This is a genomic window from Phycicoccus sp. DTK01 (assembly GCF_017312765.1).
Classification (GTDB): domain Bacteria; phylum Actinomycetota; class Actinomycetes; order Actinomycetales; family Dermatophilaceae; genus Phycicoccus; species Phycicoccus jejuensis.
Genome location: NZ_BOPU01000001.1, coordinates 391,711 through 409,623, shown reverse-complemented (window position 1 = coordinate 409,623; position 17,913 = coordinate 391,711). Strand labels below are relative to the sequence as shown.

22 protein-coding genes are annotated in these 17,913 nt (G+C 73.6%); 14 read left to right on the top strand and 8 right to left on the bottom strand.

All coding sequences use genetic code 11. The features are described 5' to 3' along the window. Nucleotide 1 precedes the first annotated feature (1 nt). The 4 genes from J3473_RS01835 (at nucleotide 2) to J3473_RS01820 (ending at nucleotide 4,458) form a co-directional block, all read left to right on the top strand. Nucleotides 2-2,128: a 3-hydroxyacyl-CoA dehydrogenase NAD-binding domain-containing protein gene (locus J3473_RS01835; protein ID WP_207021667.1), complete on the top strand. Its 2,127-nt coding sequence runs from the start codon at nucleotides 2-4 to the stop codon at nucleotides 2,126-2,128. 141 nt (nucleotides 2,129-2,269) lie between these two features. Next, nucleotides 2,270-3,811, top strand: coding sequence for a UDP-N-acetylglucosamine 1-carboxyvinyltransferase (locus tag J3473_RS01830; RefSeq protein WP_242525617.1), 1,542 nt, complete (start codon nucleotides 2,270-2,272; stop codon nucleotides 3,809-3,811). A gap of 10 nt (nucleotides 3,812-3,821) precedes the next feature. Then, nucleotides 3,822-4,163, top strand: a complete 342-nt coding sequence (locus J3473_RS01825; RefSeq protein WP_207021665.1) for an antibiotic biosynthesis monooxygenase — start codon at nucleotides 3,822-3,824, stop codon at nucleotides 4,161-4,163. A gap of 52 nt (nucleotides 4,164-4,215) precedes the next feature. Continuing rightward, a complete protein-coding gene (locus J3473_RS01820; protein WP_207021664.1) occupies nucleotides 4,216-4,458 on the top strand; it encodes a hypothetical protein in 243 nt (80 codons plus the stop codon). 18 nt (nucleotides 4,459-4,476) lie between these two features. On the opposite strand, the gene J3473_RS01815 is transcribed toward J3473_RS01820, so the two are convergent. The 3 genes from J3473_RS01815 to J3473_RS01805 are packed head-to-tail and all read right to left on the bottom strand — an operon-like array spanning nucleotide 4,477 to nucleotide 6,238. Next, nucleotides 4,477-4,920 (bottom strand): hypothetical protein, encoded by a 444-nt coding sequence (locus J3473_RS01815; RefSeq protein ID WP_207021663.1) that lies wholly within the window; start codon nucleotides 4,918-4,920, stop codon nucleotides 4,477-4,479. Beyond that, a complete protein-coding gene (locus J3473_RS01810; protein ID WP_207021662.1) occupies nucleotides 4,917-5,369 on the bottom strand; it encodes a glyoxalase/bleomycin resistance/extradiol dioxygenase family protein in 453 nt (150 codons plus the stop codon). Before J3473_RS01810 ends, J3473_RS01815 begins: the two co-directional genes overlap by 4 nt. Then, nucleotides 5,366-6,238 (bottom strand): helix-turn-helix transcriptional regulator, encoded by an 873-nt coding sequence (locus tag J3473_RS01805; RefSeq protein ID WP_207021661.1) that lies wholly within the window; start codon nucleotides 6,236-6,238, stop codon nucleotides 5,366-5,368. Before J3473_RS01805 ends, J3473_RS01810 begins: the two co-directional genes overlap by 4 nt. 125 nt (nucleotides 6,239-6,363) lie before the next feature. Between J3473_RS01805 and J3473_RS01800 the strand changes: the two genes are divergently transcribed. From J3473_RS01800 to J3473_RS01780, 5 genes are all read left to right on the top strand, one after another. Next, nucleotides 6,364-7,293: an SDR family oxidoreductase gene (locus J3473_RS01800; protein WP_207021660.1), complete on the top strand. Its 930-nt coding sequence runs from the start codon at nucleotides 6,364-6,366 to the stop codon at nucleotides 7,291-7,293. Between the two features lie 85 nt (nucleotides 7,294-7,378). Further along, nucleotides 7,379-8,266, top strand: coding sequence for a cysteine synthase CysM (cysM, locus tag J3473_RS01795; protein ID WP_207021960.1), 888 nt, complete (start codon nucleotides 7,379-7,381; stop codon nucleotides 8,264-8,266). Nucleotides 8,267-8,450: 184 nt separating this feature from the next. Further along, complete coding sequence (locus J3473_RS01790) at nucleotides 8,451-8,762, top strand: PLD nuclease N-terminal domain-containing protein (RefSeq protein WP_030529019.1); 312 nt, start codon at nucleotides 8,451-8,453, stop codon at nucleotides 8,760-8,762. Between the two features lie 40 nt (nucleotides 8,763-8,802). Next, a complete protein-coding gene (locus J3473_RS01785) occupies nucleotides 8,803-9,033 on the top strand; it encodes a hypothetical protein (protein WP_207021659.1) in 231 nt (76 codons plus the stop codon). 15 nt (nucleotides 9,034-9,048) lie between these two features. Beyond that, nucleotides 9,049-9,414, top strand: a complete 366-nt coding sequence (locus J3473_RS01780; protein ID WP_207021658.1) for a hypothetical protein — start codon at nucleotides 9,049-9,051, stop codon at nucleotides 9,412-9,414. A gap of 53 nt (nucleotides 9,415-9,467) precedes the next feature. Here J3473_RS01780 and J3473_RS01775 read toward each other — a convergent pair whose 3' ends face one another. Next, nucleotides 9,468-10,052 carry a DUF1349 domain-containing protein gene (locus J3473_RS01775; RefSeq protein ID WP_207021657.1) on the bottom strand — a complete coding sequence of 195 codons (585 nt, stop codon included), beginning with the start codon at nucleotides 10,050-10,052 and terminating at the stop codon, nucleotides 9,468-9,470. Between the two features lie 68 nt (nucleotides 10,053-10,120). Here J3473_RS01775 and J3473_RS01770 point away from each other — a divergent pair, with 68 nt between their 5' ends. Next, nucleotides 10,121-10,441: a putative quinol monooxygenase gene (locus tag J3473_RS01770; protein ID WP_030529016.1), complete on the top strand. Its 321-nt coding sequence runs from the start codon at nucleotides 10,121-10,123 to the stop codon at nucleotides 10,439-10,441. Between the two features lie 31 nt (nucleotides 10,442-10,472). Here J3473_RS01770 and J3473_RS01765 read toward each other — a convergent pair whose 3' ends face one another. The 3 genes from J3473_RS01765 to dxs are packed head-to-tail and all read right to left on the bottom strand — an operon-like array spanning nucleotide 10,473 to nucleotide 13,337. Next, the gene (locus J3473_RS01765; RefSeq protein ID WP_207021656.1) at nucleotides 10,473-10,802 is read right to left on the bottom strand and encodes a VOC family protein; all 330 of its coding nucleotides are present in this window, start codon (nucleotides 10,800-10,802) and stop codon (nucleotides 10,473-10,475) included. 10 nt (nucleotides 10,803-10,812) lie between these two features. After that, nucleotides 10,813-11,460, bottom strand: coding sequence for a class I SAM-dependent methyltransferase (locus J3473_RS01760; protein ID WP_242525615.1), 648 nt, complete (start codon nucleotides 11,458-11,460; stop codon nucleotides 10,813-10,815). Nucleotides 11,461-11,468: 8 nt separating this feature from the next. After that, a complete protein-coding gene (gene dxs / locus J3473_RS01755; RefSeq protein ID WP_030529013.1) occupies nucleotides 11,469-13,337 on the bottom strand; it encodes a 1-deoxy-D-xylulose-5-phosphate synthase in 1,869 nt (622 codons plus the stop codon). Between the two features lie 201 nt (nucleotides 13,338-13,538). Here dxs and J3473_RS01750 point away from each other — a divergent pair, with 201 nt between their 5' ends. Together J3473_RS01750 and J3473_RS01745 are read left to right on the top strand one after the other, a co-directional pair. Then, a complete protein-coding gene (locus J3473_RS01750) occupies nucleotides 13,539-14,171 on the top strand; it encodes a DUF3105 domain-containing protein (protein WP_030529012.1) in 633 nt (210 codons plus the stop codon). Further along, complete coding sequence (locus J3473_RS01745) at nucleotides 14,168-14,782, top strand: DUF305 domain-containing protein (RefSeq protein WP_207021655.1); 615 nt, start codon at nucleotides 14,168-14,170, stop codon at nucleotides 14,780-14,782. Before J3473_RS01750 ends, J3473_RS01745 begins: the two co-directional genes overlap by 4 nt. 113 nt (nucleotides 14,783-14,895) lie before the next feature. Here the strand turns inward: J3473_RS01745 and J3473_RS19405 are convergent, their stop codons facing one another. Further along, nucleotides 14,896-15,354, bottom strand: a complete 459-nt coding sequence (locus J3473_RS19405) for a hypothetical protein (protein ID WP_242525614.1) — start codon at nucleotides 15,352-15,354, stop codon at nucleotides 14,896-14,898. Between the two features lie 107 nt (nucleotides 15,355-15,461). Here J3473_RS19405 and J3473_RS01735 point away from each other — a divergent pair, with 107 nt between their 5' ends. Together J3473_RS01735 and J3473_RS01730 are read left to right on the top strand one after the other, a co-directional pair. Then, on the top strand, nucleotides 15,462-17,171 hold the full coding sequence (locus J3473_RS01735) for a nitrite/sulfite reductase (RefSeq protein ID WP_207021654.1): 1,710 nt from the start codon (nucleotides 15,462-15,464) through the stop codon (nucleotides 17,169-17,171). Next, nucleotides 17,168-17,893 carry a phosphoadenylyl-sulfate reductase gene (locus J3473_RS01730; RefSeq protein ID WP_030529008.1) on the top strand — a complete coding sequence of 242 codons (726 nt, stop codon included), beginning with the start codon at nucleotides 17,168-17,170 and terminating at the stop codon, nucleotides 17,891-17,893. The genes J3473_RS01735 and J3473_RS01730 overlap by 4 nt, the downstream gene beginning before the upstream one ends. Nucleotides 17,894-17,913: the final 20 nt, after the last annotated feature.

The window sequence follows — 17,913 nt, the reverse complement described above, 5'->3', positions numbered from 1 at the left end:
CATGACCACCACCACCCAGGCCCCCGCCCTGCCCGCCGAGGTCGTCACCCGCACCCCCGTGCAAGACGTCACGCTCCCCGGCGGCGCCGGCACCCTGGCCCTCGTCACGCTCGACAACGGCAAGGACCACACCCGCCCGAACACCTTCGGCCCCGAGGGCGTCGCCGGGCTCCAGGCCACGCTCGACACCCTGCGGGCCCGCGCCGAGGCCGGCGAGATCCAGGCCGTCGGCGTCACCGGCAAGCCGTTCGTCTTCGCCGTCGGCGCCGACCTGTCCGGCATCCCGTACGTCACCGACCGCAGCCAGGCCGTCGAGATCGCGCAGGCCGGCCACCGCGCCTTCGCGACCCTCATGGACCTGCCGGTGCCGACGTTCGCGTTCGTCAACGGCGCGGCGATGGGCGGCGGCGTCGAGCTCGCGCTCGCGGCCGACCACCGGACCATCTCGGCCGGCGTTCCCGCCTTCGCCCTCCCCGAGACCTTCCTCGGGCTCGTCCCCGGCTGGGGCGGCTGCTGGATGCTCCCGAACCTCGTCGGTGCCGAGGCGGCCCTCAAGGTCGTCATCGAGAACCCGTTGTCGCAGAACCGGATGCTCGCCGCCAAGGATGTCGCCGCGATGGGCATCGCCGACGTCCTGCTCCCCCCGGCGGACTTCCTCGAGGACTCGCTGCGCTGGGCGGCCGGAGTGCTGAACGGCGCCGTGACCGTCGAGCGCGCCGAGGTCGACCGGTCCGCCGAGGCGTGGGACGCCGCGTGCGACCGCGCCGGCAAGGTCGTCGTCGCCAAGACCGGCGGGCAGGCCCCCGGCGCGCTGCGGGCGGTCCAGCTCGTCCGGGCCGCGCGGACCGCGTCGCGCGAGGACGCCTTCGCGGCCGAGGACGAGGCGCTCGGCGACCTCATCATGTCCGACGAGCTGCGGGCCGGCCTCTACGCCTTCGACCTCGTCCAGAAGCGGGCCAAGCGGCCGGCCGGCGCCCCCGACAAGGCGCTCGCCCGCCCGGTCACCAAGGTCGGCGTCGTCGGCGCGGGGCTCATGGCGAGCCAGCTCGCGCTCCTCTTCGCGCGCCGCCTCGGCGTGCCGGTCGTCATGACCGACCTCGACGAGGACCGCGTCGCCAAGGGCGTCGGCTACGTGCACCAGGAGGTCGACCAGCTGCTGGCCAAGCGCCGGGTCTCCCCCGACAAGGCGTCCTTCCTCAAGGGCCTGGTCACCGGCTCGACGAGCAAGGACGGCTTCGCCGACGCCGACCTCGTCATCGAGGCCGTCTTCGAGGAGATGTCGGTCAAGCAGCAGGTCTTCGCCGAGGTCGAGGCCGTCGTCTCCGCCGAGTGCGTCCTCGCCACCAACACCTCGTCGCTGTCGATCACCGAGATGGCGAGCGGGCTGCAGCACCCCGAGCGGGTCGTCGGCCTGCACTTCTTCAACCCCGTCGCGGTCATGCCGCTGCTCGAGGTCATCCCCGGCGAGCACACCGACGAGGCGACCCTGGCCACCGGCTTCGCGGTGGGCAAGGGCCTGAAGAAGACGTGCATCCGCTCCAAGGACTCGGCGTCGTTCGTCGTCAACCGCCTGCTCGGCCGCTTCATGGGCGAGTACTCGCGGGTCGTCGACGAGGGCACCCCGGTCGCCGTCGCGGACCGCGCCGTCGCCGGCCTCGCGCCGATGCCGCCGTTCGTCCTGCTCGGCCTCGTCGGTCCGGCCATCGCGCTGCACAACAGCGAGACCCTGCACCGCGCGTTCGGCGACCGCTTCTTCGTCTCCCCGACGCTGCGGCGCCTCGTCGAGGCGGGCAAGCGCGGCTACTACGCCACCGACGAGCGCGGCCGCCCGGTGCCCGACCCGGAGGTCGAGGCGATGCGCGAGCAGCCGGCCGAGCCGGTCGAGCTCTCCGTCGACGAGGTCCGGGCCCGCGTGCTCGGCGCCATCGCCGAGGAGGTCGGGCTGATGCTCGCCGAGGGCGTCGTCGAGGCCCCGATGGACATCGACCTGGCGATGATCACCGGCGCCGGCTTCCAGTTCTGGAACGGCGGGATCATCCCCCTGCTCGACCGCGAGGGCGTGACCCAGCGCGTGCTCGGCCGCCGGGTCCTCCCCCACGGCGTCGCGAGCGTGCCCGCCACCGCCTGACCACCCGCGCGACCCGCCCGACGACGGCACGGACCACCCGGTCCGTGCCGTCGTCGCAGGTCACGGGGGTGCCTGAGAGACCCCCCAGGACGCGCGGCCCGCAACGCGGCGATATCTCATATCTGATCTACCATGGTCTGCGTGACGACCACCTCCGACACCTACCTGACCCGGATCGGCACCCTCATCCGGGACGCCCGCCGCCACCAGGGGCTGACCCAGAGCGAGCTCGCCGAGCTCCTCGGGACCAGCCAGAGCGCGGTCGCCCGGATCGAGCAGGGCAAGCAGAACCTCTCGCTCGAGATGCTCGCCCGCGTCGGCGAGAAGCTCGACAGCGAGTTCGTCTCGCTCGGCCACTCCGGTCCCCAGCACCTGCGGATCGTCGGCGGACACAAGCTCTCCGGCTCGATCCCCGTCAAGACGAGCAAGAACGCCGCCGTCGCCCTCCTGTGCGCCAGCCTGCTCAACAAGGGCCGCACGACGCTGCGCAACCTCGCGCGGATCGAGGAGGTCAACCGGATCATCGAGGTCCTCACCTCGATCGGCGTCAAGGTGCGCTGGCTGCCCGACAGCAACGACCTCGAGATCGTGCCGCCGGCCCGCCTGGACCTCGACGGCATCGACATCGAGGCCGCCCGCCGCACGCGCACCGTCATCATGTTCCTCGGGCCGCTGCTCGCCGAGTACGACGACTTCCAGCTGCCCTACGCCGGCGGCTGCGACCTCGGCACGCGCACGGTCGAGCCGCACCTGTCGGCGCTGCGCCACTTCGGGCTCGACGTCACGGCGACGCACGGCTTCTACGAGGCCGCCGTCGACCGCAGCCGCCACCCGAAGCGCGCCATCGTCCTCACCGAGCGCGGCGACACCGTGACCGAGAACGTCCTGCTGGCCGCCGCCCGCTACGAGGGCACGACGGTCATCCGCAACGCCTCCCCGAACTACATGGTCCAGGACCTGTGCTTCTTCCTGCGCGGGCTCGGGGTCGAGATCGACGGCATCGGCACGACGACCCTCACCGTCACCGGCGTGGGCCGCGTCGACACCGACATCGAGTACTTCCCCTCCGAGGACCCGATCGAGGCGATGAGCCTCATCGCGGCCGCGGTGGTCACCGGCTCCGAGATCACCATCGAGCGGATGCCGATCGAGTTCCTCGAGATCGAGCTGGCCACCCTCGAGGAGATGGGCCTGAAGTTCGACCTCACCGAGGAGTACCTCGCGAACAACGGGCACACCCGCCTCGTCGACCTGACGATCCACCCCGGCCCGCTCACCGCGCCGGTCGACAAGATCGCCCCGATGCCCTTCCCGGGCCTCAACATCGACAACCTGCCGTTCTTCGCGCTCATCGCCGCGTGCGCCGAGGGCACGACGATGATCCACGACTGGGTCTACGAGAACCGCGCGATCTACCTCACCGAGCTGACGAAGATCGGCGCCCAGGTGCAGCTGCTCGACCCGCACCGGGTGATGATCACCGGCCCGACGCCGAAGTGGCGGGCCGCCGAGGTCATGTGCCCGCCGGCGCTGCGCCCCGGCGTCGTCGTGCTCCTCGCGATGCTCGCCGCGCCCGGCACCTCGGTGCTGCGCAACGTCTACGTCATCAACCGCGGGTACGAGGACCTCGCCGAGCGCCTCAACGCCCTCGGCGCGACGATCGAGACCTTCCGCGACATCTGAGGGTCCTGACGTGCCCGGCGTCGAGCGCCCGCTCACGGGCCAGGTGGTGACGGTCTTCCGCAACCGCCTGCGCCCGGAGCACGAGGGTGCCTACCGGGACGAGCTCGCCGTCGTGGCCGAGCTCGCCCGGTCGATGCCGGGGTTCGTCGAGACGAAGACCTTCGTCGCCGGGGACGGCGAGCGGGCGACGATCGTCACGTTCGCCGACGCCGCGTCGCACCGGGGATGGCGCGACCACCCGCGCCACCGCGAGGCGCAGCGTCACGGCATCGCCGACTACTACAGCGAGTACTCGATCGCCGTCGGCGAGACCTCCTACGCGTCGTCCTTCACGCACCGCCCCGAGGTCTGAGCCCTCTCGCGACCTCTCGACAGGAGGCTCTCCCCCGGCGCACACTGCGGGGATGGAGCGCTCCGTCCCCGCTCGCAGCGCGGTCGTCGCCGACGCCCGCGGCGAGGGGCGTGCGCTGCGCGTGACGTGGCACCCGGAGGCCGGCGTCGTGGTGCTCTCGGTCTGGCGCGACAACGTCTGCGTCGCGACGACCCGCCTCGCGCCGGACGAGGCCGCCGACCTCGTCGAGGTGCTGGCCTCCGGCCTTGCCGACGGCTACGACGCGGTGCGGCAGGCGCGTCCCGAGGCCGGCTGAGCCCCTTCGGCTCGTGCGTCAGGGGAAGTCGGCGCCGGCCTCGAGCCTCAGCCGCAAGAGGACGTCGAGCGCCACCGAGTCGCCGTCGCGCCCTCCGGCGCCGACCTGCAGCGGCGCGTCGCTCGGGTCGACGTGGATGCCCGTGAGCCGTCCGCGCAGGCTGGGCGCGACGACGAGGACGTACCAGCGCCCGTCCGTGCCGACCGCGGCCCGGTGGTCGCGGCGCACGTACCAGCCCTCGACGTCGGTCCGCAGCGTCCCGCTGCCGCTGTAGGGCCGGGCGCGCAGCCGGGTGGGCTCGACGCCGGCCGCGCGCATCGCGTCGGCGAACTCCGCGACCATCGGGGCGGTGCGCCGGGCCTCGGCCTGCGCCGCCCGCTGCGCCGCCGCGTGGTGGTACTCGGCGTTCTCGCGGGCCTGCCGCCGCCGCCGCGCCGCCGCGTCGACGGGGTCGGTGCTCATCCGGCCGCCGTGGGGCGCGGCGTCACGGTCTCGCCACCCCACTCCTCGGGCGCCACGTCGGTGAGGGTCTGGTTGAGCACCCACTGGTGGCCGAACGGGTCGTCGATCGCGGCCTGGCGCTCGCCGTACTCCCAGTCGCGCTGCGGGTCGGCCACCGTGGCCCCGCGCGCGACCGCCGCGGCGACGACGGCGGCGACGTCGTCGACCTTGAGCATCACCTGGTGTGAGCGGCCCTGCGCCGGGGTGCGCCGCCCGGGCCGGACCTCGGCGACGACCAGCTCGGCCGCGGGGGCGTCGGGCAGCCCCAGCTGCGCGCGGTGCCCCTCCCCGATGCGCACGTGCTCGACGAAGCCGAGCACCTCGCCGTACCAGACCACGGCGGCCCGCACGTCCGCGACGGTCAGCACCGGCGTGACCCGGGCGTGGGGCGCCGAGCGGTTGGTGATCACGGCCTCACCCTAGGACGGCGGTCGTCCACCGGCGAGGGCGGCGACGCGATGACCGAGAGCAGACGCAGCCGCTCGTCGCTCGGGCTGCCGGGCACCGCCGTGTAGACGAGCAACGAGTGGGAGTCGTCGGGCGAGAGCAGGACCTGGCAGCCCAGCTCGAGGAGCCCCACCTCCGCGTTGAGGAACCGCTTGACCTCCCGGGGACGCAGCCCCACCTCGTGCTGCGCCCACACGTGCCGGAACTCCTCGCTCTGCGCCAGGAGCCGCTCGGCGAGGTCGGCCGCGCGCGACCCCGGTCCGCGCAGGGCGAGGACACTCCGCAGGCCCGAGGCGTAGAGCCTCGAGTAGAAGGCGTGGTCCTCCTCGGGGTGCAGCCGTCGGGCCGCGGGGTCGGTGAACCACCGGTAGCCGATGCTGCGGGCGGGGCCGGTCCGCAGGCCCGCGTCACCACCGAGGGCCGCTCCGAGGGCGTTCTGCCGCAACGTCTCCCCGAGCTCGGTGACGATCTCGGCGGGGGTGTCAACGAGCCGGTCGAACACCCGCAGCATCCCCGGGCTCACGTGGTCGGTGCCCGACCCGGGGACGGGTGCCGGGTGCCCACCGAGCCGGTAGAGGTGGTCGCGCTCGGCCCGGCTCAGGTGCAGGCCCTGCGCTATGGCGGCCAGCATCTGCTCGGAGGGTTGCGGGCCGCGCTGCCGCTCGATCCGGGCGTAGTAGTCCACGGACATGTGGCTGAGGGCCGCGACCTCCTCGCGGCGCAGCCCGCCGGTACGCCGGCGGGCGCCCCGCGGCAGGCCCACGTCCTCGGGCTGCAGCGACTCGCGCCGCCCCCGGAGGAAGTCGGCCAGTCCCGCCCTGTCGATGACCATGCCGCCATCCTCCCCCGGGGCGGACCGGGCAGCCACGGATCGTCAGGCCGTGGCTCGGACCGGCGAGAGCGGTGAGGCTGGGGGCAGGCGCCGACCCGGGCGCCGATCCCCCCGAGGAGCCCACCATGCCCCGCCACCCCGACCTCTCCCTCCCCGACCTCTCCGGACGCCGTGCCCTCGTGACCGGCGCCAGTGACGGCATCGGGATGCGCATCGCCACCCGGCTCGCCGCGGCCGGCGCCGACGTCGTCATGCCGGTGCGGTCCACGGCCAAGGGCGAGGCCGCCGCCGACCGCATCCGCCGGGAGGTCCCGGGGGCGAGGCTGACCCTCGAGCCGCTCGACCTCGCCTCCCTGGAGTCGGTCGCGGCGCTCGCCGGCCGGATGCTCGCGGACGGCGCGCCCCTGCACCTGCTCGTCGCCAACGCCGGTCTCATGACGCCGCCGGAGCGCCGGACCACGCAGGACGGCTTCGAGCTGCAGCTGGGCACCAACCACCTCGGGCACGTGGCCCTCGTGACGCGCCTGCTCCCGCTCCTGCGGGCGGGCTCGGCCCGGGTCGTCTCGCAGACGAGCATCGCGGCCCGCCGCGGGGAGATCCATTGGGAGGACCTGGGCTGGCAACGCGCCTACGACCCGATGAGGGCCTACCGGCAGTCGAAGGTCGCCGTGGGGCTGTTCGGGCTGGAGCTCGACCGGCGCAGCCGCACCCACGGCTGGGGCATCAGCAGCGCCCTCTCGCACCCCGGTGTCGCCCCGACGAGCCTGCTGGCCGCGCGCCCGGAGACGGGACGCACCCGCGACGGCATCGAGGTGCGCGTCATCCGCCGTCTGTCGGCCGTCGGGCTCACCGGCACCCCGGACAGCGCGGCCCTCCCCGCGCTGGTCGCGGCCACGGCGCCCGCCGCGAGCGGGCGTTTCTACGGACCACGAGGCCTCGGGGGCGCCGGTGGTGCGCCGGCCGAGCAGACGCTCTGGCCATCGCTGCGCGACACCGCGGCCGCGTCCCGGCTGTGGGACGCGTCGCTGGAGATGGTGGGGCTGCCCGTGGGGTGAGCCGCCGTAGTCGGACGCCGGCCGCTCGCCGCGGTGATGCCCACCTAGACTCGGGGCCGTGAGCACTCCCCCGGCGTACCCCACGATGGAGGACGTCATCGGCGGTACGCCGCTGGTGCGTCTGCAGCGGCTCCCCGGGGCGGAGAACGACCGGCGCGGCAACGTGCTCCTCGCGAAGCTCGAGGGCAACAACCCCGCCGGCTCGGTCAAGGACCGGCCGGCCATCAGCATGATCCGCGGCGCCGAGGCGCGCGGCGAGATCTCCCCCGGCGACACGCTGCTCGAGGCCACCTCCGGCAACACGGGCATCGGCCTCGCGATGGCGGCGGCCATCAGCGGCTACCCGCTGGTCATCGTCATGCCCGAGGACGCCTCCGTCGAGCGGGCGCAGACGATGCGGGCGTTCGGCGCCGAGCTGGTCCTCACGCCCGCCTCCGGCGGGATGGAGGAGGCCCGCGACGTCGTGACACGGATGGAGCAGGAAGGTCGCGGCCGGGTGCTCGACCAGTTCGGCAACCCCGACAACCCCCGGGCCCACGAGCTCGGGACCGGTCCGGAGCTGTGGGAGCAGACCGGTGGTCGCATCACGCACTTCGTCTCGGCGATGGGCACGACCGGCACGATCACCGGCGTCTCGCGCTACCTCAAGTCCCGCAACCCCGAGGTGCAGATCGTCGGCGCGCAGCCGGCCGAGGGCTCGAAGATCCCCGGCATCCGCGCCTGGCCGCCGGCGTACGTCCCGCGCATCTTCGACCCGTCCGCGGTCGACCGAACCGTCGAGGTCACCCAGGCCGACGCGGAGGAGATGGCCCGGCGGCTGGCGCGTGAGGAGGGCATCTTCGGCGGCCCCTCGGCGGCCGGCGCCTGCTGGACCGCGCTGCAGGTGGCGCAGGAGGTCGAGGACGCGACGATCGTCTTCGTCGTCTGCGACCGCGGCGACCGCTACCTCTCGAGCGGCGTCTTCCCCGCCTGAGGCGCCCTCTGTCGAGCGGGGTTCCGCGTCGTCACGGTGATGACGCGGACGTTCGTGCATGACGCGCTTGTATCCCCGTCCCGCGCCGTTTTCCGCGCCGTCCTTGTGACGAACCGGGCCTCGGCAGGGCCCATCTGCCCCGATCGGATGACGACGCAGTGCGTGACGTGCGACGCTGCCCCGCGTGATCCGCTACCTGCCGGTGCTGCTCGAGCTCGCCCTCACGGTCTACTGCCTCATCGACGCCGTCCAGACCGACGAGCTCGTCATCCGCAACCTGCCGAAGCTCGCGTGGATCTTCATCATCCTGCTGTTCCCGATCGTCGGTGGCGTGGCGTGGCTCGTCGCCGGTCGCCCGACCCGCGACACGTGGTCCGGGCGCACCCAGCAGCAGCGCTGGGAGGACCACCGCCGCGAGCAGGAGTGGCTCCGCGCACAGGAGCGCCGTCGCTCGCAGGGTCCGGACGACGACCCCGACTTCCTCAAGGGCCTCTAGACCCGTGCGCGACCCGGGGCGCGCGGCCTACGATCCGTCCATGACGAGCTCGGTGGAGGGGCAGGAGCGTCAGGACCTCGACGCGGCGGACACGCGCATCTACGGCGTCGTGTGGCTGGGGCTGCTGGCCGCTGCCGCCGGTGTCGTGGTCGGCGTGGCGACGGCCGTGTCCGAGACGGGCTCCTTCGTGGTCGGCGCTGCCGTGACCACCACCTCCGTGACGCTCGGCGCCCTCGTGTACCTGGTCAGCAAGGTGCTCGACCGGCTGTAGGAGAGCGGGACGACAGTGGCCGACCTCGTCGTGTCGAAGGCGAAGATCGCCCTGGTCCTCGTCGGGGGCCTGTCCGGCGGGGTGCTCGTCGCGCTGCTGTTCGGGGTGGGCGAGCAACAGGTGGGACTCCATGGTGTCGGAGGCCGGCCCGACTCCAGTCGCCTCGACGTCGCGGTGGAGAGCTGCAACCAGGACCCGCGGGTCGAGGTCGTCGAGACCGTTGACCGGGTCAGCATCACAGCGTTCGTCGCCCGTCCCGGGCTGCTGGACGGGCAGGGCGACTGCCTCGACCTCGTACGGGTGACGCTGGCGGACGAGCTCGGCACGCGTGCCGTCGTCGACAGCGAGTCCGGACAAGCGCTCACACCTCAGAGCGAGTAGACAGGGCCCGGTCCGGCTCGTCACCGCCGAGTCCCCTCGGGCTCTCCTGCCGCTCAGTGCAGCGCGGCGTCCGCGGGTGAGACCTCCCACGAGTGGAAGCGCGCGGTGAGCCCGGACCGGGAGGGTGCGCAGACGAACGGGCCCGCCTCCACCTCCAGGTCGGGGTCGAGCGGCAGGACGCGGATCATCACGAACGGCTCGTCGTCGACCCTGACCCGGACCGTCACCGCATCACCGGAACGGCTGGCGCGCACCGTGACCCGGCGCCCCGCCCACGACGGGACGGGAAACGCCGACCAGTCCGAGCGGTCCCTCGTCGCGACCACCCCGACGCTGGGCGCGCCGTCGACGTGCTCGACGCCGGCCTTGACCCACTGCGTCGCCGACGCGCGCAGGAACACACCGGCCTGGTCGAACTGGTCGGTGAAGGCCACCGTGAACGTCACCTCGACCGCACCCTTCCGGTCCAGGGGCCGCAGGAGGGCGTGCTCGGAGTCGTGGACGAACCCGTACGAGGTGGTCCGCCAGGCGTCCGAGCCCTCGGCCGCCGTCACGAGGAGGTCCTCCCCGTCGGTCTCGACCTGCACGGGCTCGTGCGTCCACGAACCCTCCGACCACGAGACGCTGACGGCGGACATGCGTCCCAGTCTCCCCCGTCCCACGGCCCCGCGACGTGGGAGGGTCGGCACATGACGAGGAGCGACACATGACCCGGTTCGGCCTGGTGGTCCGGTTCGAGCTGCGGCCCGGGCGGGCCGAGGCGTTCGACGCGATGATGCGCGAGACGGTGGCGGGCATCGCCACCCACGAGCCGCGCACACTGGCCTATGCGGTGCACGCGCTCGAGGGCGAGCCGGACGTCCGCATCTTCTACGAGCTCTACGACGACGAGGCCGCGCTCGACGAGCACGAGGCCCAGCCCACGACCCGAGCCTTCCTCGACCGGGTGGACGAGTTCGTCACGAGCGTCGACGTCCAGCGGCTGCACCTCGTGACGGCCACCGGCATCGCGGACCCCGCGGGCTGACCGCAGCAACCGGCACGAGGCTGGGCCGGCGCTACCGGCCGGCGTCGACGACGCAGAAGAGCGTGCCCGTCGGGTCGGCGAGCACGACGAAGTCCGCGTCGTCGGGGTAGTCCCACTCGACGCGCTCGGCCCCGAGCGAGACGAGGCGCTCGACCTCGGCGCGCTGCTCCTCCGCACCGTCCACCCAGAGGTCGAGGTGGGTCCGGTCCGTGCGGTCGAGGTGCAGCCGCGTCGGGCCGTCACCCCGCGGGGCGAGGAAGTCCGGGTTGGGTCCCCGGTCGTAGCCGAGCGCCTCGCTCCAGAACGCGCCGGCGCGCTCGGTGTCGGCGGTGTTGAGGACGATCGCTCCGATGCGGACCATGCCCGCGACGCTAGCCGAGGCGGGCGAGCACGAACGCCTGACCGTGTCGCTCGCGGCCGACCGGCTCGCGCACGAGCCGCGCCTCCTTGACGAACCCGGCGTCGGCCAGGGCGTCGAGCACCTGCTTCGGCCCGCGGTGCCACCGGACGAGCGACACGTCGTGGCCCCGCTCCCGCAGGCCCGCGCCGACGTCGTACGTCCCCTCACCCTTCTGGAAGGCGAGGAGCACGTGCCCACCGGGACGCAGCACCCGCACGGCCTCGGCCAGCGCGACCGGCAGCTCGTCGCCGGTGAGGTGGATCAGGCTGTACCAGAACACGACTCCGTCGACGGAGACGTCGGCGAGGGGCAGCTCGGTGAGCGACCCCTCGTGCAGCTCGAGGTCCGGGTGGTCGCGCCGGGCCATCGCCAGCATCCCGGGCGAGAGGTCGACGCCGACCACCGAGAGGCCGCGGTCGACGAGGTACCGGGCGATACGGCCGGTCCCGCAGCCGGCGTCGAGCACGTGCGCCCCGCCGCCGGCGACGACCCGCCCGACGAAGTGGTCGAGCATCGCGAGGTCGACCGGCAGCTCGGGCTCGGTCGAGGGGAAGGTCGCGGCGTAGTCCTCGGCGATGGCGTCGTAGGCGGCGCGCACCTCGTCGCGGCGGCTCTCCACGACGCCGCTCAGGCCAGGCGCTCGCGCAGGGCCGACGCGACGGCGTCCGGCGTCAGCCCGACCGCGTCGAGGACCCGTCCGCGGGAGGCGTGGTCGAGGAAGCGCTTGGGCAGGCCGAAGGTGTCGACGGGCAGCCCGAGGCCGGCGTCGCGCAGCGCCTGGACGACCTGCGTCCCGATGCCTCCGACCACGACGTTGTCCTCGACGACGGCCACGCGCCCGGCGGCGCCGGCGAGCGACGCGAGGGCCGCCGGCACGGGCAGCGCCCACACCGGGTCGACGACACGCACGCGGTGCCCTTCGGCGGCCAGCTTCTCGGCCGCCGCGAGCGCGGTGGCGACCATCGACCCGATGCCGACGAGCAGCAGGTCGACGTCACCGTCGTCCGGCTCGGACAGCACGTCGACGCCGTCCACGGTGCGCACGGCGGTGAGGGGCTCCCCCACCGTGCCCTTGGGGAAGCGGACGACCGACGGCGCGTCGGCGATGTCGACGGCCTCGCGGACCGCGCGGGCCACCTGCTGGCCGTCGCGCGGCGCGGCGAGGTGCAGGCCCGGCACGACGCCGGAGATCGTCATGTCCCACATGCCGTGGTGCGACGCGCCGTCCGGCCCGGTGACGCCCGAGCGGTCGAGGACGACCGTGACGCCGGCCTTGTGCAGCGCGGCGTCCATGAGCAGCTGGTCGAAGGCGCGGTTGAGGAAGGTCGCGTAGACGGCGACGACCGGGTGCAGCCCCGAGAACGCGAGGCCGGCGGCCATCGTCAGGGCGTGCTGCTCGGCGATGCCGACGTCGAAGGTGCGCTCGGGGAAGCGCTCACAGAACGGCTGGAGCCCGACGGGCATCATCATCGCCGCGGTGAGGGCGACGACGTCGGGCCGCTCCTCGCCGATCTGCACCATCGTGTCGGAGAACTCGTCGGTCCAGGAGCGGCCGGCGATCTCGAGGGGGAGGCCGGTCTCGGGGTTGATGACGCCGACGGCGTGGAACTGGTCGGCCTCGTCGGAGACGGCGGGGTCGTAGCCGCGCCCCTTCTGGGTGATGACGTGGACGAGCACCGGACCGCCGAAGGCCTTGGCCTTGCGCAGCGCCGCCTCGACGGCCGGCTCGTCGTGGCCGTCGATCGGGCCGACGTACTTGAGGCCGAGGTCCTCGAACATCCCCTGCGGGGCGACGATGTCCTTGATGCCCTTCTTGACGCCGTGCAGCGTCTCGTACATCGCGCCGCCCACGACCGGCGTGCGCGAGACGTTGCGCTTGCCCCAGTCGAGGAAGCGCTCGTAGCCGCGGGTCGTGCGCAGCGTCGAGAGGTGGTCGGCGAGGCCGCCGCGGGTCGGGGCGTAGGAGCGCTCGTTGTCGTTGACGACGATGACGAGCGGCAGGTCCTGCTCGGCCGCGATGTTGTTGATGGCCTCCCACGCCATCCCGCCGGTCAGCGCGCCGTCGCCGATGACCGCGACGGTGTGCCGGTTGCGCTCGCCGCGCACGACGCGACCGGCGGCGATGCCGTGCGCCCACGACAGGGAGGTCGACGCGTGCGAGTTCTCGACGACGTCGTGCGGCGACTCGGCGCGGCTCGGGTAGCCCGACAGGCCACCCTCGGTGCGCAGGCCGGAGAAGTCGTGGCGGCCGGTCAGCAGCTTGTGGACGTAGGACTGGTGCCCGGTGTCGAGGACGACCGCGTCGTGCGGGCTGTCGAAGACCCGGTGGATGGCGATGGTCAGCTCGACGACGCCGAGGTTGGGGCCGAGGTGGCCGCCGGTGCGCGAGACCTGCTCGACGAGGAAGGCGCGGATCTCCGCAGCGAGCTCGGGCAGCCGGTCCGCAGGGAGCGCCTTGAGGTCGCGGGGGCCGGCGATCCGTTCCAGCAGGCTCACGGCGCCTACCTCCTCGTCCTGTCCTCGGGGTCCGGGTAACCCGACGAGTCTAGGTGCTGCGGGTGAGCCTCCCGGCACCCCGGGGCGGGGTGGGAAGGATCTCCACGAGACCTCCACGAACCGGGAACTCACCGGCCCTGCGGGACGCTGGGGATGGTTGAACCGTCCACCACCCGGTGGGCCCGACCCAGGAGGCTCCCTGTGCCCTCGTCGTCCCGCGCCCGCGCCCTCGCCGAGGTGCAGAAGACCCAGCGCGCCAAGGAGCGACGCTCCCGCCTCCTCGTCGTCGGCGGTGTCTCTCTCCTCGTGCTCGCCATCGTCGCGACGGTGGGCGTGACGATCTGGCGCGACACCTCCTCGCGCCCCACCCTCGACGCCGTCAAGAGCTACGACGACGTCAGCGCCAACCACGTGACGACCCCGGTCACCTACGCGCAGACCCCGCCCGTCGGCGGCGACCACAACCCGGTCTGGCTCAACTGCGGCGTCTACCCGCAGCCGGTGCCCAACGAGCTGGCCGTCCACTCCCTCGAGCACGGCGCCGTCTGGGTCACCTACCGCTCGGACCTGCCCGCGGCGCAGGTGCAGACGCTCGTCGACCGCGTGCCGGACACCTACATGGTCGTCTCCCCCGTCGACGGGCTGCGCGCGCCGGTCGTCGCGTCCGCGTGGGGCAAGCAGCTCGACCTGACCGGCGTCGACGACGCCCGCCTCGACGAGTTCATCCGCGAGTACCGCCAGGGCCCGCAGACGCCCGAGCCGGGCGCGGCGTGCACCGGCGGCAGCGACGGCACCCTCCCGCAGACCGGCGCCGGCGACCAGCCGACCTCGTGACGCCCGCCGCCCGTCCCCGCGGGGTCCTCGTCCTCGTCGCGGTCCTCGCCCTGCTCGTCGGCGTCGGCGGCACGGTCGCGGTCGGCCGCCTGGCCTCGACGTCCGAGGTCACCGACTTCGGCGCGGACGCCGGGTTCGCCCGAGACATGCAGACCCACCACCTCCAGGCCGTCGAGATGGCCTTCGCGGTACGCGACGACACCGACGACGAGGCCGTCCGCACGCTCGCCTTCGACATCATCACGAGCCAGCAGCAGCAGGCCGGCCAGATGTACGGCTGGCTCGTCCAGTGGGGCCTGCCGCAGACCGCCTCCCGCGCCCCGATGGCGTGGGTCGGCGGCGAGCACGCCGCCCACGGCGCCTCCGGCGACGGGATGCCGGGGATGGCGACGCCCGCCCAGCTCGACGAGCTGCGGGCCGCCCGCGGGGTCGAGGCCGAGCGGCTCTTCCTCCGGCTGATGATCGCCCACCACGAGGGCGGGGTGCAGATGGCCGACGCCGCGCTCGCCGACGCCCGCACCGACGAGGTGCGCACCCTCGCCGGCGCCATCCGCCGCGCGCAGACCGCCGAGATCACCCTGATGGAGCAGATGCTCGCCGAGCGCAGCTAGCGGAGCGAGCATCCGCGTCATCGCGGTGATGACGCGGACATCATTCCTGGACGCGGATACATCCGCGTCCCGCGCCAAGTTCCGCGTCACCGCAGTGACGACCCGGCTCGTGGTCAGAGGCGGGGGACGAACTCGAGGCCGCGCAGGCCGTCGAGCAGGAGCCCCGCCGCACGCCGGGCGGCGACGAGGCGCACCCCCTCGCACTCGAGGTCGGCGAGCACCTGGGTGACCCCCTCGGGCCCGATGTCGTCGACGAGCGCGACCCGCACCTCGCGGTAGGAGGAGCGCATCGCGTCGAGCTGGGCGTCGAGGTGGCGCACGGCGAGCCAGGCGAGGGCGACCGGGTGGCGCCGCCACGCGGGGTAGAGCCGGTAGTCCGGCGGGCAGTGGTCGAGCAGCCACGCGACCGCCCGCTGCTCCCAGCCGTGGGTGCCCGGCGGTGGGACGCCCTGCGGCCAGCCCGGCGGTCCGCCCGCGCCGGTGGCCCCGGCGCCCGAGCGCTGGCGCACGGGCGCGGCCGGGGTGCCGGCGCGCAGCGGGGGCCCACCACCCGGAGCCGCGTCGTCGAACACGTGTTCGATCATAGCGATGCCGACCACATGGTGGACCCCGGTGGCGGGGATAATGGGGTGTTATACCTTGGACAACGAAACGTGATCGCCCCCTGCGTGAGGACCCCATGACCACCACCGACTCCACCCCGTCGCGCGCCCTGCGCCCGCCCCGCACCGGGCGGTCCAACGGGCAGTGGGCCGTCGACGGCCGCGAGCCGCTCAACGCCAACGAGGTGTGGAAGCAGGAGGAGGGCGGCCTGTCGGTGCGCGAGCGCATCGAGACCGTCTACAGCCGCGACGGCTTCGGCTCCATCCCGCCGGAGGACCTCGCCGGCCGCTTCCGCTGGTGGGGCCTGTACACCCAGCGCCGCCCCGGCATCGACGGCGGCCGCACGGCTCAGCTGTCCGACACCGAGCTCTCCGACGAGTACTTCATGCTCCGGATCCGGCTCGACGGCGGGGCCCTGACCCTGCCCCAGCTGCGCGTCGTCGCCGGCATCTCGCAGGAGTTCGCCCGCGGCACGGCCGACATCAGCGACCGGCAGAACATCCAGTACCACTGGATCCGGGTCGAGGACGTGCCCGAGATCTGGCGTCGGCTCGAGGCCGTCGGCCTCCAGACGACCGAGGCGTGCGGCGACACCCCGCGTGTCGTCCTCGGCAGCCCGCTCGCCGGCATCGCCGCGGACGAGGTCATCGACCCGACGCCGGTCATCGACGAGATCGTCTCCCGCTTCGTCGGGGACCCCGACCTCGCCAACCTGCCGCGCAAGTTCAAGTCGGCGGTCACCGGCCACCCGAGCCTCGACGTCGTCCACGAGATCAACGACATCTCCCTCGTCGGGGTCGTCCACCCCGAGCTCGGCGCCGGCTACGACCTCTGGGTCGGCGGCGGGCTCTCGACCGCGCCCCGCCTCGCCGAGCGCCTCGGCGTGTTCGTCACGCAGGAGCAGGCCGCCGACGTGTGGTTCGGCGTCATCCGGATCTTCCGCGACCACGGCTACCGCCGGCTGCGCACCAAGGCGCGCCTGAAGTTCCTCCTCGCCGAGTGGGGCCCGGCCGAGTTCCGCCGCGTCCTCGAGGAGGACTACCTCGAGTACGCCCTCCCGGACGGCCCTCCCCCGCCCACGCCGTCGACGCCGGGTGACCACGTCGGCGTCCACCTCCAGAAGGACGGCAACCACTACGTCGGCGCCGCCCCGGTCGTCGGCCGCGTCAGCGGTGACGTCCTCGCCGGGCTCGCCGACCTCATGGAGGCCGCCGGCACCGACCGCGTCCGCTTCACGCCGCACCAGAAGCTCGTCGTCCTCGACATCGCCCCGGACCGCCTCGACCGCTTCGTCGCGGGCCTCGAGGAGCTCGGGCTCTCGGTGTCCCCCAGCCCGTTCCGCCGCAACACGATGGCCTGTACCGGCATCGAGTACTGCAAGCTCGCGATCGTCGAGACCAAGGCGACGGCGGCCACCACCGTCGCGGCGCTCGAGCAGCGCCTCGCCGACGTCACGGCGTCGCTCGACACCCCCATCACGCTCAACGTCAACGGCTGCCCCAACTCGTGCGCCCGCATCCAGGTCGCGGACATCGGCCTCAAGGGCCAGCTCGTCACCGTCGACGGCGAGCAGCTGCCCGGTTTCCAGGTGCACCTCGGCGGCGGTCTCGCGTCGGCCGACCGCGACGAGGCCGGCCTCGGCCGCACCGTCCGCGGCCTCAAGGTGACCGCCGACGACCTGCCCGACCTCGTCGAGCGCCTGGTCCGTCGCTTCCTCGCCCAGCGCGAGGGCAGCGAGTCGTTCTCGTCCTGGGTCCACCGGGTCGACGAGGAGGAGCTCCGATGACCGCGACCGCCCGCACCTCCACCCGCCGCGACCCCGGCGCCCTGCGCGCCATCGCCGCCTCGGGCGCGCGCGAGCTCGGCCCCGACGCCGCGGCCGACGACGTCGTCGCCTGGGCCGTCGAGGCGTTCGGCGAGGGCCTGGCCGTCGCGAGCAGCATGCAGGACGCGGTTCTCCCCCACCTCGTCTCGCAGCACCTGCCGGGCGTCGACGTCCTCTTCGGCGACACCGGCTACCACTTCACCGAGACGTACGACACCCGCGACCGCGTCGCGGCCGAGCTGGACGTCACCGTCGTCGACGTCCGCCCGCGGCTGTCCGTCACCCAGCAGGACATCCGCGTCGGCCCGCGCCTGTTCGAGCGCGACCCGGCCGAGTGCTGCCGCCTGCGCAAGGTCGAGCCGCTGCGCGCGGCCCTGGCCGACTACGAGTGCTGGGCCACCGGCGTCCGTCGCGCCGACGGGCCCACGCGGGCCAACACCCCCGTCGTGACCTTCGACGAGACGTTCGGGCTGGTCAAGGTCAACCCGCTGGCCACGTGGACCTCCGACGACGTGACGACCTACGCCTTCGAGCACGGTGTGCCGGTCAACCTGCTCCTCGCGGACGGCTACCCGTCGATCGGCTGCGCCCCGTGCACCCAGCGCGTCGAGGCCGGCGCCGACGAGCGCTCCGGGCGCTGGGTCGGGTTCGGCAAGACCGAGTGCGGGCTGCACCCGGCCTGAGCCGGACCCACGTCCCGCCC

What these genes read in the sequence shown, in the direction of transcription:
- J3473_RS01835 (WP_207021667.1), top strand. Translation starts at nt 2, where the DNA reads ATGACCACCACCACCCAGGCCCCCGCCCTGCCCGCCGAGGTCGTCACC.
- J3473_RS01820 (WP_207021664.1), top strand. Translation starts at nt 4,216, where the DNA reads ATGGAGCGCTCCGTCCCCGCTCGCAGCGCGGTCGTCGCCGACGCCCGC.
- J3473_RS01815 (WP_207021663.1), bottom strand. Translation starts at nt 4,920, where the DNA reads ATGAGCACCGACCCCGTCGACGCGGCGGCGCGGCGGCGGCGGCAGGCC.
- J3473_RS01805 (WP_207021661.1), bottom strand. Translation starts at nt 6,238, where the DNA reads ATGGTCATCGACAGGGCGGGACTGGCCGACTTCCTCCGGGGGCGGCGC.
- J3473_RS01800 (WP_207021660.1), top strand. Translation starts at nt 6,364, where the DNA reads ATGCCCCGCCACCCCGACCTCTCCCTCCCCGACCTCTCCGGACGCCGT.
- cysM (WP_207021960.1), top strand. Translation starts at nt 7,379, where the DNA reads ATGGAGGACGTCATCGGCGGTACGCCGCTGGTGCGTCTGCAGCGGCTC.
- J3473_RS01785 (WP_207021659.1), top strand. Translation starts at nt 8,803, where the DNA reads ATGACGAGCTCGGTGGAGGGGCAGGAGCGTCAGGACCTCGACGCGGCG.
- J3473_RS01775 (WP_207021657.1), bottom strand. Translation starts at nt 10,052, where the DNA reads ATGTCCGCCGTCAGCGTCTCGTGGTCGGAGGGTTCGTGGACGCACGAG.
- J3473_RS01770 (WP_030529016.1), top strand. Translation starts at nt 10,121, where the DNA reads ATGACCCGGTTCGGCCTGGTGGTCCGGTTCGAGCTGCGGCCCGGGCGG.
- J3473_RS01765 (WP_207021656.1), bottom strand. Translation starts at nt 10,802, where the DNA reads ATGGTCCGCATCGGAGCGATCGTCCTCAACACCGCCGACACCGAGCGC.
- J3473_RS01735 (WP_207021654.1), top strand. Translation starts at nt 15,462, where the DNA reads ATGACCACCACCGACTCCACCCCGTCGCGCGCCCTGCGCCCGCCCCGC.
- J3473_RS01730 (WP_030529008.1), top strand. Translation starts at nt 17,168, where the DNA reads ATGACCGCGACCGCCCGCACCTCCACCCGCCGCGACCCCGGCGCCCTG.